Origin of the sequence: Amycolatopsis halotolerans, from assembly GCF_042647905.1 — a bacterium.
Taxonomy (GTDB): domain Bacteria; phylum Actinomycetota; class Actinomycetes; order Mycobacteriales; family Pseudonocardiaceae; genus Amycolatopsis; species Amycolatopsis halotolerans.
Genome location: NZ_JBHRWI010000040.1, coordinates 38,438 through 55,073, shown reverse-complemented (window position 1 = coordinate 55,073; position 16,636 = coordinate 38,438). Strand labels below are relative to the sequence as shown.

The window sequence follows — 16,636 nt, the reverse complement described above, 5'->3', positions numbered from 1 at the left end:
TACAGTCGTGCGCACACCACGGGAAGGGGGAACCGGTGTCCGACGACGCGGCCATGGGGCTTTACGGACTCACCAAACGGTTCGGGACCACGCTGGCAGTAGACGATGTGCGGCTGGAAGTGCCGCGGGGGTCGTTCTTCGGTCTCGTGGGCCCCAACGGAGCCGGGAAAACGACGTCGCTGTCGATGGCGGTCGGGCTGCTCAGGCCAGACGCCGGCGAAGCGCGCGTGTTCGGTGTGGACGTTTGGCGGGAACCGGAACGGGCGAAAAGCCTGATCGGCGTTCTTCCGGACGGATTGTCCATTCCGGAGCGGCTCACCGGGCGGGAACTGCTGACGTACATGGGCTTGCTGCGCGGGCTCGCGCCGGACACGGTCGCCGAACGCGCGCAGGAACTGCTCGGCGTGCTGGAGCTGACGGACGCCGAGCGCACCCTCGTCATCGACTATTCCGCGGGCATGCGCAAGAAGATCGGCCTCGCGACGGCGTTGCTGCACGGGCCGCGGCTGCTGGTGCTGGACGAACCGTTCGAAGCGGTGGACCCGGTTTCCGCGTCGACGATTCGCACGATCCTGCAGCGGTTCGTCGCTTCCGGCGGCGCGGTCGTGCTGTCGAGCCACGTGATGGCGTTGGTGGAACAGCTGTGCAGCCACGTCGCGGTGATCACGCGCGGACGCGTCGTCGCCGCGGGCGCGGTGGCGGACGTGCGGGGCGAAGGCACGCTGGAAGACGCGTTCGTGCACATTGTCGGCGGGCGGACCGGTGGAGCGGAGGGGCTGGCGTGGTTGGCGTCCTCGTCCGACTGAAGCTGCGGGTCCTGCGCAATTCGCTGCGCGGGCGGCAGATCGCCGGAATGATCGTCGGCGGCATCTTCGGTCTGCTGGCGGCCCTGTTCACCATCGGCATCGCGGTGTTCCCGGCTCCGGAAGCGCGGATCACGGTCGACCTGCTCACCTCCGTCTACGCGGTGTGGATGGCGGGCTGGGTGCTCGCGCCGATCGCGACCGGCGGCGGGGACGACACCCTGCGGCCGGAACACTTCGCGCTGCTGCCGATCGGCCGCCGCAAGCTGGCGGTCGGCCTGCTCGCGGCGAGTTTCGTGGGCGTCACGGCGCTGGTGAGCCTGCTGGCGTTCCTCGGCTTGGTGTTCTACGGGCTGCGGTTCGGCGCCGGTGCGGCGTTCGTCGGGCTCGTGTTCACCGTGCTGCAGCTGGCGTTCGTGGTGTTGCTGTACCGCGTGGTGATGGCCGCGCTCGGCACGCTGCTGACGTCGCGCAAGGGCAAGGAACTGGGCATCATCCTGGTGGCGCTCACCGGGTTGTCCGGCGTCGCGGTGAACTACGTGACGCGGAGCGTCGGCCCGGCGATCGTCACCGGCCAGATGCCCGGCTTCGTCAGCGTCATGCACGCCCTGCCCTCCGGCTGGGGCACCCTCGCGGTGCACGCGGCCGGAGCCAGCGAATGGGGCACCGTCGGCGGCCTCTTCGCCGCGCTGCTCGGGGCAGTAGCGGTCTTGGTCCTGGTCTGGGGCGCGTTGCTGGCCCGCCAGGTCACCACCCCTTCCTTCCGCGGCGCCTCCCGCACCCGCGCGAAGAGCACCCGCACGCGGCGCAGCCTGCTCCCCGCCACGCCGATCGGTGCCGTGGCACGCAAGGAGCTCTACACCTGGTGGCGAGACGCGCGCCGACGCGTCGCCCTGCTGTCGACGCTGCTCATCGGTTTCGTCATCACCGTCGTGCCAGCCCTGTCCGGCGGTGGCGGCGGACAGTCGGTGATGCTGCCGTATTTCGGTGTCGCAGTGGTGATTTTCGCGTCCATGCAGTCCGGCAACCTGTACGGAATGGACGGCAGCGCCCTGTGGCACACGCTCGTCGTCCCCGGCGCCGAACGCGCCGACGTGCGCGGCCGTCAGCTGGCGTGGGCCCTGATCGTCGCCCCCATCGCCCTTGTGCTGGCGCTGGTCCTGCCCGGCGTCACCGGCGTGCCGGGGGCGTACCCGTGGGTCCTCGGCCTGGTCCCGGCAACCCTGGGCGCCGGAGCCGGAATCCTGATGCTGCAATCGGTCTTCCTGGCCTTCCCGCTGCCGGATCAACGCCGCAGCGGCAGCCCATGGTCGTCCGGCGGCCGCCCCGGCTGTGCCCGCGCCGCCCTGATGCTGGCGACAACGCTCCTCATCCTGCTCGGCGCGCTGCCGGTGGTGGCGCTGTGCGTAGCCGGAAAGCTCACGGACCTGCCAGTGCTGCAGTGGCTGGGCATTCCGGCCGGAATCGCGACCGGCATCGCCTTGGCGTGGTGGTGGGGTTCGCTGGCCCAGAAACGACTGGTGGAGCGAGGTCCGGAGCTGCTGGCGACCGTCTCCAAGGAACGGTGACAGAGGAACGGCGACAGATTTTTCTTGCCGGGTTTTTCGCCGGGCTGTCGAACGGCGTCGAGCGCGTTCGCAGCCAAGGTAAGAGACCCGGCTTGAGGAGTTCGCCATCAAGCAGTACCTGATGGCCGTCCAGGGAGCCGAAACCACGCTGGATACCGGCGACGAGCCAGCCGATCCATCCGGCCTGCCGCCGCCCGCCAACCGACCACAACCCGCCTGGCAGCCAGCCGATCCACGCAGCCCGCCACCACCCACCAACCGACCCCAGCCAACCACAACCGGCCTGGCAGCCAACCGACCCACCCGGCCCGCCACCACCCACCAACCGATCCCGGCCGACCGCAACCCGCCTGGGCCGTCAGTCGATCCGTCCGGCCTACCGCCGCCTGCTCACCGGTCCCAGCCAACCGCTTCCAGCCAGCCCGCTAGCCCAGCATCACTCGCCAACTAACCCCTCATCCCCTCCTCTCCAGTCCGCCAGCCACACCCGTCAGGGAAGCGCCGCCAACGATTCCTCCAGCGCTGTGTCCGGAAGTTCGTTGTCCACCATGTCCCCCGCCAGATACGCGCCGTACGCGGGCAGGTCGAGGTGCGCGTGTCCGCAGAGTGCCGTCAGGATCACCTTCTCCTCGCCAGTCTCCTTGCAGCGCAACGCTTCCTGGATGCACGCGGCCAGCGCATGCGTCGGTTCGGGTGCGGGGATGATTCCTTCCGTGCGGGCGAACCGCACCCCGGCCGCGAAACATTCCTGCTGGCCGATCGCGAGCGCCTCGATGAGACCCAGCTCGTAGATGTGCGAGATCAGCGGCGACATCCCGTGGTAGCGCAGGCCTCCGGCGTGGATCGGGTCCGGGATGAAGCCGTGGCCGAGCGTGTGCATTTTCAGCAGGGGCGTGAGGCCGGCCGTGTCGCCGAAGTCGTAGGCGTAGCGGCCTCGGGTGAGGGTCGGGCAGGCCGCCGGTTCGACCGCGCGGATCACCGGGTTCATCCGGCCGGCCAGTTTTTCCCGCAGGAACGGGAAAGCGAGCCCGCCGAAGTTGGAGCCGCCGCCGGTGCAGCCGACGAGCACGTCCGGGGTGTCGCCGGCCATTTCGAACTGCCGGAGGGCTTCCTCGCCGATCACCGTCTGGTGCAGCAGCACGTGGTTGAGCACGCTGCCCAGCGCGTACCGGGCGCCTGGATCCGCCGCCGCCTGCTCGACGGCTTCGCTGATCGCGATGCCGAGGCTGCCCGTCGACTGCGGGTTCTCCGCCAGGATCGCGCGGCCAGAAGCAGTGCGGTCCGATGGACTCGGGTACACCTGCGCGCCGAAGGTCTCCATCATCAGTTTGCGGTACGGCTTCTGGTCGTACGACGCCCGCACCTGCCAGACCTCACAGGACAGCCCGAACGTCGCGCACGCGAACGCCAGCGCGCTCCCCCACTGCCCGGCGCCGGTCTCGGTGGTGAGCCGTGTGACGCCCTCGGCCGCGTTGTAGAACGCCTGCGGCACAGCGGTGTTCGGCTTGTGCGAGCCGACCGGGCTGACGCCCTCGTACTTGTAGTAGATCCGGGCCGGGGTCCCGAGCGCCTTTTCCAGCCGGCGGGCGCGGTAGAGCGGAGACGGACGCCAGAGCCGGTAGACGTCGCGGACTTCCTCGGGAATGTCGATGTAGCGCTCGGTGGTGACCTCCTGCTCGATGAGCGCCTGCGGGAACAGCGGGGCCAGGTCCGCGGGCCCGACGGGCTCGCGCGTTCCCGGGTGCAGCGGCGGAGGCGGCGGCTCGGGCAGGTCCGGCACCACGTTGTACCACTGCGCCGGGAGATCGGCCTCGTCCAGGATATATTTCGTCCGTTCTGCCATGACGCCTCCTCGGTCGGCGGACCCCAACGTAAGCCGGGCGGCGGGAGAAGCCAAGCGCCGGAGCGCGCGAGGGGACCCCTCGCGCCGGTAAAGCCGCAGGTCCACCCATGTGGGCGACTTGTCCACAATGGAGGGTTGCGGATTTTCCGGAAGCCGTTCGCGGCGGGCGCCGGTTTTTGTCGGTGGGTGCCGGTAGATTCGTTGGCATGGCGACATTGGTGACGTTCCACGCTCATCCGGACGACGAGGCGATCATGACCGGCGGCGTGATGCGCAAGGCGGCCGACGAGGGGCACCGGGTGGTGCTCGTGGTGGCCACGCGCGGGGAAAAGGGCGAGATCCCCGAGGGCCTGCTCGACGACGGCGAGCAGCTCGCGGACCGGCGCGTGAAGGAGACGCGGGCGGCGGCTGAGGTGCTGGGCGTCTCGCGGGTGGAGTTCCTGGGATACCAGGACTCCGGGATGATGGGCGACCCGTCGAACGACGGCCCGGACACGTTCTGGAGCGCACCGGTCGAAGAAGCGGCGGAGCGGCTGGCGACGATCCTGCGCGAGGAGTCGGCGGACGTGCTCACGGTGTACGACGACTTCGGCGTCTACGGCCACCCGGATCACATCCAGGTCCACCGCGTCGGCATGCGCGCGGGAGAACTCGCGGGCACGCCGCGGATCTACCAGGGCTCGGTGAACCGCGACGAGGTGCGCCGCGCCGCCGAAGCAGCGCGCGCGGCAGGCGAGGAAGGCGGTCCGGACGAGGACATGATCATCGGCAAGCCAGCAGCGGAGCTGACCGCGCAAGTCGACGTCACGGCATACGCGAAGGTGAAGCGGGCGGCGATGCGCGCGCACCAGAGCCAGATCAGCGAGGATTCGTTCTTCCTGGCCCTGCCGGACGACAAATTCGGCCAGATGTTCGGGACGGAGTGGTTCATCCGGGCAGGACAGGGGCCGGGGGTGACGGAGACGGATCTGATGAAGGGACTCTGACCGGTCTAGTACGAGCCGGAGCGCGGGGTTACCGACGCTCGGCCGCGAGACCGAAACGGGTCGGCGGGCTGGTACGAGCCGGAGCCCGGGGTCACCGCTGCCGGGCCGCAAGACCGGAACGGCTCGGCGGGCTGGTACGAGCCGGAGCGCAGGGTTACCGGCGCTGGGCCGCAGGACCGAAACGGGTCGGCGGGCTGGCGCCGACGGAGTCGCCCGCGCAGGCACGGTGTCCGGTGCGGATCGCAGGCCGGGCCAGATGGCGGGTTGGCGCTGGCGGCCGCACGTGGACCGGCTGTGCGGAGCGGCAAGGTCCGCTGCGAGCCAGTGGCCGATGGCAAAACTGACGGTTCCCGGAGCAGGTGGAATTGCTCACGTGGCACCGGGCAGACAGCCCGAGCCGGTGCGAGTGCTGCGGGCCGAGCGAAGTGGCTGGCCGGTTCGCGTCCTCATGCCGGACTGCGGGCAGTTTCCTGCGCGCGGCTTGGCAAGTCGGGCGCAGGCGCCTGACAAGGCAGCTCAGTCGACGCAATGGCTCCCGCACGCGGGCAGCTGTCACGCGAGGCTCGCGGGCTCCGCCTCCCCGACGCGAGTCGCGGCCAGGCGAACCGCGTCCAGGATTTTCTCGTACCCGGTGCAGCGGCAGAGGTTTCCCGCCAGGGCTTCGCGAATTTCCGGGTCCGTCGGGGCGGTCACGCGGTGTACGAGTTCGTGTGCGGCGACGATCAACCCCGGCGTGCAGAAGCCGCATTGCACGGCGCCGGCTTCGATGAAGGCTTGTTGTACTGCGTCCAACTGGTCGCCGTCGGCCAGGCCCTCTACGGTGCGGACGTTCCGGCCTTCGGCTTGGCCCGCGGCGACCAGGCACGAGCACACTGGGGTACCGTCCAAATACACTGTGCACGAACCGCATTCGCCCTGTTCGCAGGCGTTTTTCGAGCCTGGCAAGCCAAGCTGGTCGCGCAGGACGAAGAGCAGGCTTTGTCCTTCCCAGACCTCGTCGACAGTCCGGGGCTCGTCATTGACCATGAGGTTCAGGCGCATTTCGGCTGCCCGCCTTTCCGATAATCGTCCCAGGCCCAGCTCAACGTCCGGCGGGCCAGTACTGCGATCGCGTGGACGCGGTAGTCCGCGCTGCCCCGGACGTCGTCGATCGGGGACGCGGCGCTCGCGGCCAGTTCGCCGAAGCGGCGGACCACCGGGTCCGGCAGTGGGGGGCGGGATTCCCACGCATCAGAGAGGGCCTCACGGAGAAAGTCTTCGGCGGCGGTGGCTCGGCGCGGGGTCGGCGCGGCCGAACCGACCGCCGCGCCTGCCCAGCCGGTTTCTGGGGCCAGGTCCAGTGCGAACGAGCACACTGCGATGACCATCGCGTTGCGGGTGCCGACTTTCGCGAATTGCTGCGGGCCGGTCGCGGTCGGGAGGTGGATGGCGGCGATCAGTTCGTCCTGGGCCAGCGCGTTGCGTTTGACGCCTTGGTAGAACTCCGTCGCCGGGATCATCCGGGTGCCGCGCACGGACGCGACCTCGATCGTCGCGTCGCAGGCCAGGAGCATCGGGTGGGTGTCGCCGGCTGGGGAGGCAGCACCCAGGTTTCCGCCGACGGTGCCGCGGTTGCGGATTTGCGGGGAGCCGACGGTGCGGCTCGCCATCGCCAATCCGGGGAGGCGGGTGCCCAACTCGGTGATGATCCGGGTGTACGACACGCCCGCGCCCAGGCGGATGTGGCCGTCTTCTTCGGTCCACTCGGTCAGGTCGCTGATCCGGGTGAGGTCGAGCAGTGCGGTGGGACGGCGGTGGTCGAAGTTGAGTTCAACCAGGACGTCGGTGCCGCCCGCCAGGGGGACGGCGTCGGGGCGGTCCGACTTGACCGCCAGGGCTTCCGCCCAGGTCGCAGGGGTCAGGAAATCCACGGGGCACCTCCGGCCTCGGGAAGGAACGGGAAGGGGCGAACGGCCGCGCTGGGCGAGCCGGTCACGAAGCGGTACGCGAGCTCGCACCGCGATCCTGGGCGATGTCGCCTGGACGGATCGAGGAGTTCGGCAAAGGCAGGCCGGTCACGAAGCGACACCCGAGCCCGCACCGCGACCTCCCGCCGAAGCGATGTCGACCGAGCGGATCCGGAAGTGTCGGCAAAGGCAGGCCAGTCACGAAGCCACACCCAAACCCGCACCCCGACCTCCCGCCGAAGCGATGTCGACCGAGCGGATCGGAGAACCCGGCAGAGGCAAACCGGTCCGAAGCGGTGCCGCGACCTCCGGCAAGGGCGATGCCATCTGGACGGATCGGGCCCGGCAAAGGCAAGCCGGTCACGAAGCCACGCCCAAACCCGCACCGCGATCTCCGGCCAGCGCGATGTCGTCCGGGCGGATGGGGGCGTTCGGCAAAGCCAAGCCGGTCGCCGAGCGGAGGGCGTTCAGGATCGCGGGGGTCGAGGAGAGGGTCGGCGGCTCACCGACGCCGTTCAGGCCGTACGGCGAGTCCGGGTGCGGGAATTCGAACAGGCTGATCGGCATCGGCGGCACATCCAGCACAGTGGGGATCAGGTAGTCCGTGAAGGACGGGTTTCGTACCCGCCCCTCGGCGTCCACCAGGATTTCTTCCATCAAAGCCAAACCAAGGCCCTGTACGCTCCCGCCTTCGATCTGGCCTTCCACCGCCAGCGGGTTCATTGCCTTGCCGACATCCTGGGCGGTCGCCAGCTCGACGACCTTCACCAAACCCAGCTCGACATCTACGTCCACCACGGCTCGGTGGGCGGCGAAGGCGAAAGCGATGTGTGCGTCGCCCTGACCGGTTTCCGGGTCGATGCCTTGGGTGGGGCGGTGGTGGTACTCGAAGGTGTGCGAGAGGGTCTCCGAACCGACCAGGTCGGCGATGGCGCACACGGGGCGTCCGGCGGTGTCCAGGACTTGGTCGTTGCCCAAGGAGAGTGCGGGGAGGCCAGAAGCGGTCGAAGCGCGGCGTAACAGTTCGCGGGCGAGGTGGCGGCAAGCCCCCTGCACAGCACCGGTCGACATCCAGGTCATTCGGGAAGCGGAGGCGGAACCGGCGTCGCCGATTTGGGTGTCGGCGGGGAGGACGACTACCCGGGAGACACCCAGCTCCGTGCTCGCCACTTGCGATTGGACCGTCGTGACGCCTTGTCCGCATTCCGCGGCGGCGGTGTGCACCGAGACCACCGGGGCGCCGTTCACGACGGCCAAGGTGACTCGGGCCGTCGAGATGTCGTCGACGCCTCCTGAGTAGCCGATCGCTTTCACCCCGACGGCGTAGCCGACTCCGCGACGCACCCCCTCGCCGTGCGTCGTGTTGGCGGCTCCGCCTGGGAGGGAAAGGAGGTCCGAAGCGGCAGCGGGTGGTAGAGGACGGTCGCGCAGGGCTTGCAGGAGTTCCGCGACGGGGGCTGGGCCGTCGACGGCTTGGCCGGTGGGCAGGACGGTGCCGGTGGTCATGGCATTGCGGAGGCGCAACTCCATCGGGTCCATGCCTAGTTCGTGCGCCAGCTTGTCCATATTGGACTCGCAGCCGTAGGCCGACTGGACGGCGCCGAAACCGCGCATCGCGCCGCAGGGTGGGTTGTTCGTGAATACTGCCAGGCCGTCGATTTCGGCGTTCGGGACGTCGTAGGCGCCGGTCACGAAATAGCAGGCGTTGGCGATTACCACCGGGGAAGTTGAGGTGTAGGCACCGCCGTCCAGAACCAGGCGGGCTTTCACATAGACCAGGCGACCGTCCTTTGTGGCTCCGTGTTCGTAGCGCATCTTCGCCGGATGGCGGTGTACGTGGCCGAAGAAGGATTCGTAGCGGTTGTAGGACATCTTCACCGGGCGTCCGAGACGCAGGGCGAGCATGCAGGCGTGCACGTGGACGGAGAGGTCTTCTCGGCCGCCGAAGGCACCGCCGACGCCTGCCAGGGTGAGGCGGACTTTTTCTGGCGGCAGGCCTAGGCACGGGGCTAGCTGTTCTAGATCTTTGTGCAGCCATTGCGAGGAAACGTAAAGCTCGACGCCGCCATCCTCGGAGGGAATAGCTAGGCCGGATTCGGGGCCCAGGAAGGCTTGGTCTTGCATACCGACCTCGTACTCGCCGGTGACTACGACATCCGCCTCAGCTCGGGCCCGCGAAAGGTCGCCGTGGCGGATTTTCACGTGGCGTACCAGGTTTCCGTCTGGGTGGATGGGGCGGACACCCTCGTCCAGGACTGTCATCGGGTCGGTGACCGGGGTCAGCGGTTCGTAGTCGACGATGATCAGTTTTGCCGCCTGGCGCGCGGTTTCCGGGTCGTCGGCGGCGACCAGTGCGACGGGTTCGCCGTGGTAGCGGACCTCGTCGACAGCGAGGACCGGTTGATCGGCGGACTTCATTCCGTACGTTTTCGCGCCGGGTACGTCCTCGTGGGTGAGTACGGCGTGCACGCCTGGTTGGGCGAGCGCCTTGCTCGTGTCGATGGACCGGATCCGCGCGGCCGCGTACGGGCTGCGCAGTGTGGTCGCCCAGACCATGCCCTCGATCCACAAGTCCGACGAATAGGCGAACCTGCCGGTCACCTTGGCGGTGCCGTCCGGCCGGAGGGCGCTTTCGCCCACCCCGGCGGCTTTCCCGGTTTCCGCGGCGCGTACCAGCGAGTCCACAGTGACCACCAGCTTTCCTGCTTTGCCGACTCCACGGGATTCAACACGTGTAGATCGGGAGTGTCAACGGCTCTTCGGGTATCGTCTGGCGCATGCAGCGGGTCACCCGGGACGATGTCGCACGACTGGCGGGCACCTCGCCGGCCGTGGTCAGTTACGTGCTCAACAACGGGCCGCGTCCGGTCGCCCCCGCCACGCGGGCGCGGGTGGAACAGGCGATCGCCGAGCTCGGGTACCGGCCGAATCTCGTCGCGCGGGCCTTGCGGTCCACGCGCAGCAACGTGCTCGGACTGGTCGTGCCGGACAGCAGCGAGGGCTACTTCACCCAGCTCACCCACGCGGTCGAGCGGGCCGCGTTCGCTCGCGGATCCCTTGTTCTGCTGGGGAATTCGGCGTTCTCCCGGGAGCAGGAGCTGCGGTACGCCGAATCGCTGGCGAACATGCGCGTGGACGGTCTGCTGCTCGTCCGCGCGGAGATCGCCGGAGCGGCGGCGACGCACTCCACTTTGGACGTTCCGGTCGTCTACCTGCACCACCACGCCCCGTCCGGTGCCGCCGCGCCGTCCGTGGTGCTGGACAACAAGGCGGGCGGGCGGCTCACCACCGAACATCTGCTCGGGCACGGCTACCGGGAGATCGGATGCCTCACCGGGACCGCGCGGTCCGGGCCGGTGGCCGATCGGGCTCGAGGCTGGACCGAGGCGATGCGGGCGGCGAAGAGGAGTGCGGGCAATGTCGTCCGGACTGGTCTGGATCGGCATGCCGCGCGGGCGGACATCCGGCGGTGGCTGCAATCGCCGGAGCGGCCGCGCGCGATCATGGCGACCGCGGACGGGCTCGCGCTCGATACGCTCACTGTCGCGGCGGAGCTTGGCTTGAGCGTGCCGAAAGACCTTGCGGTGATTGGCTTCGGCGGAACCGATGCCGCCGCGCACAGCTGGCCCGCGCTGTCCACCGCCGGGCATTCCTTCGACGATTTCGCCGACGCGGCAGTGTCCACTCTGGACAAGCTCCGAGAGAACACCCAACCGGAAGACCGCATCCTCGACGTACATCTGACCGCGCGCGCCAGCTGCGGGTGTGACTGAACCCGCAGCCGGCGCGAGCGAATCAGGAGTTCGCGGTCTCAGCCCACGCCGACGGCGTGTAGCCGAGATAATGCGACGCGTGCGTATTCGCCGCCGAGGCCTGCGGAATGTCCCCGCGCAAATACGCCTCGGCTTCGGCCTTGTCCTTCGGCGGCGGCGTCGGCGCGAGGCCGAGCAGCTTGGCCATGTTGTTGCCGAGGTACCCCTCCAGGTCGTCCTCGGACAGGTTCAGGCCCTGCGGCGGCTGGTGGCACAGCACTTCCAGCTCCCGCGCCCACATGCCGGGCTCGTTCGGCGGCGAGTCGGTGCCGAAGACCAGGTCGCTCTTCTTCATCTCCTTGGCGAATTCGACGATCCGCGACTGCAGCAGCCAGCCCGATTCGCCGATCACGTTCGGCGAGTCCTGGATCATCCAGAACGCCTCGAAACAGTAGACGCCGCCGGTCTGGATGCCGAAATGGCCGAGAATGAACGTGACGTTCGGGAACTCGCGGATGATCGGGTAGAACTGGGTCGGGATCGAGTACGGCCCGTCCCCGGTGTGGATCAGCACGATCACACCGAGTTCGTCGCACACCCGCATCACCGGCCGCAGCCAGTCCAGCGCCCGGTCCGGGCGGTAGGAATGCATGTTGGCGTGCAGTTTCAGCATCTTGTAGCCGTATTCCTTCACGTGGAAGGCCAGCTCCGCCGCGCCGTTCTCCGGGCCGAACCGCGGGTTGTACATGAAGTTCCCGACGAACCGGTCCGGGTACCGCTGCACGAGCGAGGTCACGTACGCCTGGTATTCGCGAATGCCCTCGCGCCCGGTTTTGTTGCCCTCGCGCCAGGTCGTGTTGCCCGGCGGCGGCATGATGCAGCTGACGTCCACGCGCCGCGGCTTGCCGTTGATCCAGAATGGACCGTCCATCATTTCCAGCGTGCGCTCGCCGGTGAACGGGGTTCCGGTGTGCCGCCAGGCTTCGTCGACGAGATTCGTCGGATGGACATGGGTATCGATAATCACCGGATGTCTCCTTACGCAAGACTTGAGTAAAGGACTCCCCGGCCGCGCTTCACCGCACCTACGGGACCCGGAAGCGCGATCCGCGCTCCGGCGCAACCGAGTGCAACACCTTCGCCGCCCGCTGTCAACACATGATCGCCGAATGCCTTGCGCGGCAAGACTTTTCCGGAGAAGGCTCTTGACACCGGTCCCGCGAGGGCTTTGCATTGAACGACCCGGCGGCGCTGCCGGGCGCCGGTGACCTCCCGTTTCGGGCCAACCGTTCGGCCAAATGCCTCCAGCCGCGCGCTGGAGACGATCGCCGGGCCGGGTCCGACCCCGCCCGGGGAAGGGCGGCCCGATGTCGGCTGCGGAACCCTGCGACCTCCTCCTGACCGGCGGCACCGTGGTGACCGTCGACGACGAGCGCACTGTCCATCAGAACGGCCACGTGGCGATCACCGGCGACCGGATCGTCGGCGTCGGAGCGGGATCCGGCACTGAGCACTGGCGCGCCGAAGAGGTCGTCGACTGTCGCGGCAAAGCCGTGCTGCCCGGCCTGGTCGACGGGCACAACCACCTCTACCAGGCGCTCGCTCGCGGTCTCGGCGAAGGCATGTCGATCGTGCCGTGGCTGTGCGATTTCATGTGGCCGTATTCGATCGCGATCACCGGGCCCGAAGCGGTGGCCGGGGCACGGCTCGGCGCGGTCGAAGCGTTGCGCGCCGGCATCACGACGGTGATCGACAACCATTACGCGCCAAGCGATCTTGAAACGACGCTCGCCGTCGCCGACGTCATCGAGGAGGCCGGGCTTCGCGGCGCGGTCGCCCGCGGCATGCTGGGCGAACGCACCGAAATCGCCGACCGCCGCGGCCAGCCGATCGAACTGTTCCGCTATTCCAGCGAGGACGAATTCGCGATCACCCGCGAGGCGATGGAACACCGGCCGCCGACGTCCAAGGTCGCGGTGTGGCCCGCCGCGCTCAACCTCTGTTACGTGGAGCAAAAACTCGTCCGCCGGACAGTCGAACTCGCCCGGGAATTCGGCACTCGCTGGCACACCCATTGCTGCGAGAGCAAAACCGATCCGGTCAGCTACCTCGAAACCCACGGGGTCCGGCCGGTCGAATGGCTCGCGAAAGAAGGCCTGCTCGACGAGCGAGCCACCCTCGCGCACGCGATTTGGCTAGACGAAGCCGAAATCGAGCAGGTCGCGGCCGCGGGCGCTGGGGTCTCGCACAACCCGGCGTCCAACGGTTACCTCGCCTCCGGCACCGCGCAGATCGCGAACATGCGCAAGCAGAACGTTGCGGTCGCGCTGGGCACCGACGGTCCCAGCTGCGGCCATCGGCAAGATCTTTTCGAGGCAATGAAACTCAGTGTCTTCGGCCAGCGAACGGCCACTTTGGACCCGACGGCGCTGCGAGCCGAGGACGCGCTGGAAATGGCCACCCGCGAGGGGGCCCGGTACGCCGGAATCGACGCGGGAGTGTTGAGCGAGGGAAAACTCGCCGACGTCATCGTGACCGCGCTCGACCGTCCGCACGTGCGCCCGGTGCACCGGGCTGTCGCCGCCCTCGTCTACTCCGCCCGCGGGTCCGATGTGGAGCTGACGATCGTGGGCGGCGAGATCGTCTACCGCGACGGACAGTGCGTCCGCGTCGACGAAGAGGCCGCCGCCAGCGAGGCGGAACGGCACGCGGCCCGGCTGCTGGAACGCAGCGGCATGGGCGGCCTGCGCACTCCCTGGGCGCGGTGATCCGCGCTCCCCTTTCCCCGCTGTGGAGGAAACCATGCGATTCCGTCCGCGCACCACCCGAGCCGAAGCCACGACCCGTGACGCGGTCGACACCGTCCCCCGGCTGCGGCAGATGCTCCCGCTCGGTGTCCAGCACCTGCTGGTCGCCTACTCCGGAATGGTCACCGTCCCGCTGCTGATCGGGCTCGGCGTCGGCCTGTCCACTGCCCAGATCGCCACGCTCGTCACGGCGAACGTGCTGGTCAGCGGCATCGCGACGCTGTTGCAGACGCTCGGGATCGGCAACGTCGGCGTCCGGCTGCCGATCGTGATGGGCTCGACCTTCACCGGCATCACCCCGGCGATCATCGTCGGCAAGGAGGCCGGGCTGCCCGCGGTCTTCGGCGCGACGATCGTCGCCGGGCTGCTGACGTGGCTGGTCGCGCCGTGGTTCAGCAAGCTGATCCGGTTCTTCCCGCCGATCGTGACCGGGACGATCATCGCGATCATCGGATTCTCGCTGCTGCCCTCCACCGCGACGCTGATCGCCGGGTCCGATCCGGGCGCCGCCGACCACGGTTCGGCCGGACGGCTGATTCTCGGGCTGGGCACCATTGTGCTGACTGTCTGTTTGGAACGGTTCGCTCCGCCCGCGGTGCGCCGTTTCGCGATCCTGATCGCGCTGGCCGTCGGGACGCTCGTGGCGATCCCGCTCGGCATGGCCGACTTCAGCCCGGTCGGGCACGCGGATTGGGTCGGCGTGGTGAAGCCGTTCGAATTCGGCGTGCCGACGTTCGCCTTGTCCGCCTTGCTGCCGATGATCATCGTGCAGCTGGTGAACATGGTGGAATCGACCGGCGACACGCTCGCCATCGGGCAGATCGTCGGCCGCGACGTCGGACCGCCCGAGATTTCCCGGGCTCTGCGCGCGGACGGGATCGGCTCCGCGTTCGCGGGCGTGTTCGGCTCGTTCACCGTCGTCACCTTCGGCGAGAACGTCGGCCTGGTCAGCATCACCCGCGTGATGAGCCGGTTCGTGGTCGCCACCGCCGGCGCGGTGCTGGTGCTCATGAGCCTGGTGCCGAAACTCGGGGCAGCCGTCGCGTCGCTGCCCGGCCCGGTGCTCGGCGGCGTCGGAGTGGTCATGTTCGGCACTGTCGGGGCGGTCGGGCTGCGCATCATGAGCCAGGCGGATCTCAGCAACGGGCGCAATATCTTGATCGTCGCCATTTCGTTCGGCTTCGGTCTTTTGCCGGTCGGCGCGCCGGAGTTTTACCAACATCTGCCCGTTGTGGTGCAGACCGTGCTCACGAGCGGCATCGCGGCCGGCGGCATCGCGGCGTTCCTGCTGAACCTCGTGCTCAACCGCCGCGAGCGGGCTCCGCGCACCGGGCCGGAAGCCGCGCCCGGGTATTGACCCTCGGCGGCTTCCGATGCACCATAGTCGAAACTCCTTGCAGGGAAGGAAAAATCTTCGATCATCCCATAACCCCGTAGGTGCGGCGGCAGGATTCGCGCGCGGCCGGGGGTCATCGACGCCGGCTGCCCGTCCGGCTCCGGCGACGACCCACGATCCGCCCGGCCCGGCCGCTTTCCCGGTCCCGCCGGCCCAACGAGGTGAGGGAATCATGGCGAATCACCCGTCTCCCCTGTCCCCGGTGGACGAACGTCCCCGATTCGGCCCGCTGGTGCTGCTGGGTTTGCAGCACGTGCTCGTGATGTACGCCGGTGTCGTCGTGGTGCCGATCGTGGTCGGCGCCGGGCTGGGCCTGCCCCAGTCGCAGATCGCCGACCTGGTCAGCGTCGACCTGGTGCTCGCCGGGATCGGCACCATGCTGCAGGCGTTCGGCGTCTGGAAATTCGGCATCCGGATGCCGCTCGTGGTCGGCGCGGCGTCCAACGGAATCGTCCCGATGGTGCTGATCGGCAGCACGCAGGGGCTGTCCACAGTGTATGGCTCGCTGCTCGTGGTCGGCGTGCTCTGGGTGCTGATCGCGCCGTTGTTCGGCAAACTGCTCAAGCTGTTCCCGGAGGTCGTCACCGGCACCGTCATCACGTTGATCGGATTGACGCTCATTCCGGTCGGGCTGAAACTTATCGCCGGTTCCAATCCGTCCGCGCACAACTACGGTGCGCCGGCGAATCTCGCGCTCGCCGGGTTCACGCTCGCGCTGATCGCGGTGTTCTACCGGGTGTTCCGCGGCCTGCTCGGCCAGCTCGCGATGCTGATCGCGCTCACTGTCGGCGCGATCGTCGGCTGGCTGACCGGCCTGGGCAGCCTCGCCGGAGTCGCCGACGGTCCCGTTTTCGGGCTTCTGCGACCCATGCATTACGGAGCGTTGCATTTCGACATTCCGTCGATTCTGCTGTTCCTGGTGATCGTTTTCGTGCTGATGGTCGAGGCCTCCGGGCAGGGGCTCGCGGTCGGCCAGGTGGTCGGCAAGAAGGTCGGGCCGCGCGACATCGCCAACCTGCTCCGGGTGGACGGATTGCTCACCGCGCTCAGCGGCGTGTTCAACGGCTTCGCCTACACCACGTTCGGCCAGAACATCGGGCTCGTCGCGCTGACGAAGGTGCGCAGCCGTTATCCGGTCGCGGTCGGCGGCATGATCCTGGTGGTTTTCGGGGTGGTGCAACCGATCGGCCGGGTGATCGCGGCGATCCCGCAACCGGTGATCGGCGCGGCCGCCGTCGCTACCTTCGCGGCGCTGACGGTGTCCGGCATTCAGCTCCTGTCCCGAGTGGACTTCACCAAGACCGGCAATCTCGTGATCGTCATGCTGTCGCTCGGCGTCGGATTGATCCCCGCCGGGGCACCGGACTTCTACAAGCAGTTCCCGTTCGCGGCTCAGGTTTTCCTCAAGAGCGGCGTGGCCACCGGCACTGTCCTGGCGATACTTCTGAACCTGCTCTTCTTCGCCCGGCACACCTGGCAGCCGAAAGAACCGCTTGTGCAACGAGAACCCGCCGCGAAACTTTCCCAGTCCTGAA

Annotated in this window: 12 protein-coding genes; 7 read left to right on the top strand and 5 right to left on the bottom strand. The window is 68.5% G+C overall.

The genetic code is table 11. The features are described from left to right. Positions 1-35: 35 nt before the first annotated feature. Together ACFORO_RS30065 and ACFORO_RS30060 are read left to right on the top strand one after the other, a co-directional pair. Complete coding sequence (locus ACFORO_RS30065) at positions 36-806, top strand: ABC transporter ATP-binding protein (protein ID WP_067582806.1); 771 nt, start codon at positions 36-38, stop codon at positions 804-806. Next, positions 782-2,371, top strand: coding sequence for a hypothetical protein (locus ACFORO_RS30060; protein ID WP_377868330.1), 1,590 nt, complete (start codon positions 782-784; stop codon positions 2,369-2,371). Before ACFORO_RS30065 ends, ACFORO_RS30060 begins: the two co-directional genes overlap by 25 nt. 490 nt (positions 2,372-2,861) lie before the next feature. Here the strand turns inward: ACFORO_RS30060 and ACFORO_RS30055 are convergent, their stop codons facing one another. Then, a complete protein-coding gene (locus ACFORO_RS30055) occupies positions 2,862-4,214 on the bottom strand; it encodes a TrpB-like pyridoxal phosphate-dependent enzyme (protein WP_377868329.1) in 1,353 nt (450 codons plus the stop codon). Positions 4,215-4,420: 206 nt separating this feature from the next. On the opposite strand from ACFORO_RS30055, the gene ACFORO_RS30050 reads away from it, so the two are divergent. Then, complete coding sequence (locus ACFORO_RS30050; protein WP_377868328.1) at positions 4,421-5,200, top strand: PIG-L family deacetylase; 780 nt, start codon at positions 4,421-4,423, stop codon at positions 5,198-5,200. Between the two features lie 552 nt (positions 5,201-5,752). Here ACFORO_RS30050 and ACFORO_RS30045 read toward each other — a convergent pair. From ACFORO_RS30045 to pucD, 3 genes are all read right to left on the bottom strand, one after another. Beyond that, complete coding sequence (locus tag ACFORO_RS30045) at positions 5,753-6,241, bottom strand: (2Fe-2S)-binding protein (protein WP_377868327.1); 489 nt, start codon at positions 6,239-6,241, stop codon at positions 5,753-5,755. Then, a complete protein-coding gene (locus ACFORO_RS30040) occupies positions 6,232-7,110 on the bottom strand; it encodes an FAD binding domain-containing protein (protein WP_377868326.1) in 879 nt (292 codons plus the stop codon). Before ACFORO_RS30040 ends, ACFORO_RS30045 begins: the two co-directional genes overlap by 10 nt. Before the next feature lie 396 nt (positions 7,111-7,506). Beyond that, the gene (gene pucD, locus ACFORO_RS30035) at positions 7,507-9,840 is read right to left on the bottom strand and encodes a xanthine dehydrogenase subunit D (RefSeq protein WP_377868325.1); all 2,334 of its coding nucleotides are present in this window, start codon (positions 9,838-9,840) and stop codon (positions 7,507-7,509) included. A gap of 83 nt (positions 9,841-9,923) precedes the next feature. Here pucD and ACFORO_RS30030 point away from each other — a divergent pair, with 83 nt between their 5' ends. Beyond that, a complete protein-coding gene (locus ACFORO_RS30030; protein WP_377868324.1) occupies positions 9,924-10,919 on the top strand; it encodes a LacI family DNA-binding transcriptional regulator in 996 nt (331 codons plus the stop codon). Positions 10,920-10,941: 22 nt separating this feature from the next. On the opposite strand, the gene ACFORO_RS30025 is transcribed toward ACFORO_RS30030, so the two are convergent. Further along, positions 10,942-11,925, bottom strand: coding sequence for an amidohydrolase family protein (locus ACFORO_RS30025; RefSeq protein ID WP_354747751.1), 984 nt, complete (start codon positions 11,923-11,925; stop codon positions 10,942-10,944). Between the two features lie 340 nt (positions 11,926-12,265). On the opposite strand from ACFORO_RS30025, the gene ACFORO_RS30020 reads away from it, so the two are divergent. The 3 genes from ACFORO_RS30020 to ACFORO_RS30010 all read left to right on the top strand — a co-directional run bounded on the left by ACFORO_RS30020 (position 12,266) and on the right by ACFORO_RS30010 (position 16,635). Next, positions 12,266-13,666, top strand: coding sequence for an amidohydrolase (locus ACFORO_RS30020; protein ID WP_377868323.1), 1,401 nt, complete (start codon positions 12,266-12,268; stop codon positions 13,664-13,666). Between the two features lie 34 nt (positions 13,667-13,700). Next, entirely contained in the window at positions 13,701-15,062 is a 1,362-nt protein-coding gene (locus ACFORO_RS30015) for a nucleobase:cation symporter-2 family protein (protein ID WP_377868322.1), read from the top strand. A gap of 211 nt (positions 15,063-15,273) precedes the next feature. Continuing rightward, the gene (locus ACFORO_RS30010) at positions 15,274-16,635 is read left to right on the top strand and encodes a nucleobase:cation symporter-2 family protein (protein ID WP_377868321.1); all 1,362 of its coding nucleotides are present in this window, start codon (positions 15,274-15,276) and stop codon (positions 16,633-16,635) included. Position 16,636 lies beyond the last annotated feature (1 nt).

Excerpts from the sequence above, each read along its gene's own strand:
- ACFORO_RS30020 (WP_377868323.1), top strand. The coding sequence starts at position 12,266 with ATGTCGGCTGCGGAACCCTGCGACCTCCTCCTGACCGGCGGCACCGTG.
- ACFORO_RS30055 (WP_377868329.1), bottom strand. The coding sequence starts at position 4,214 with ATGGCAGAACGGACGAAATATATCCTGGACGAGGCCGATCTCCCGGCG.
- ACFORO_RS30010 (WP_377868321.1), top strand. The coding sequence starts at position 15,274 with ATGGCGAATCACCCGTCTCCCCTGTCCCCGGTGGACGAACGTCCCCGA.
- ACFORO_RS30050 (WP_377868328.1), top strand. The coding sequence starts at position 4,421 with ATGGCGACATTGGTGACGTTCCACGCTCATCCGGACGACGAGGCGATC.
- ACFORO_RS30045 (WP_377868327.1), bottom strand. The coding sequence starts at position 6,241 with ATGCGCCTGAACCTCATGGTCAATGACGAGCCCCGGACTGTCGACGAG.
- ACFORO_RS30030 (WP_377868324.1), top strand. The coding sequence starts at position 9,924 with ATGCAGCGGGTCACCCGGGACGATGTCGCACGACTGGCGGGCACCTCG.
- ACFORO_RS30015 (WP_377868322.1), top strand. The coding sequence starts at position 13,701 with ATGCGATTCCGTCCGCGCACCACCCGAGCCGAAGCCACGACCCGTGAC.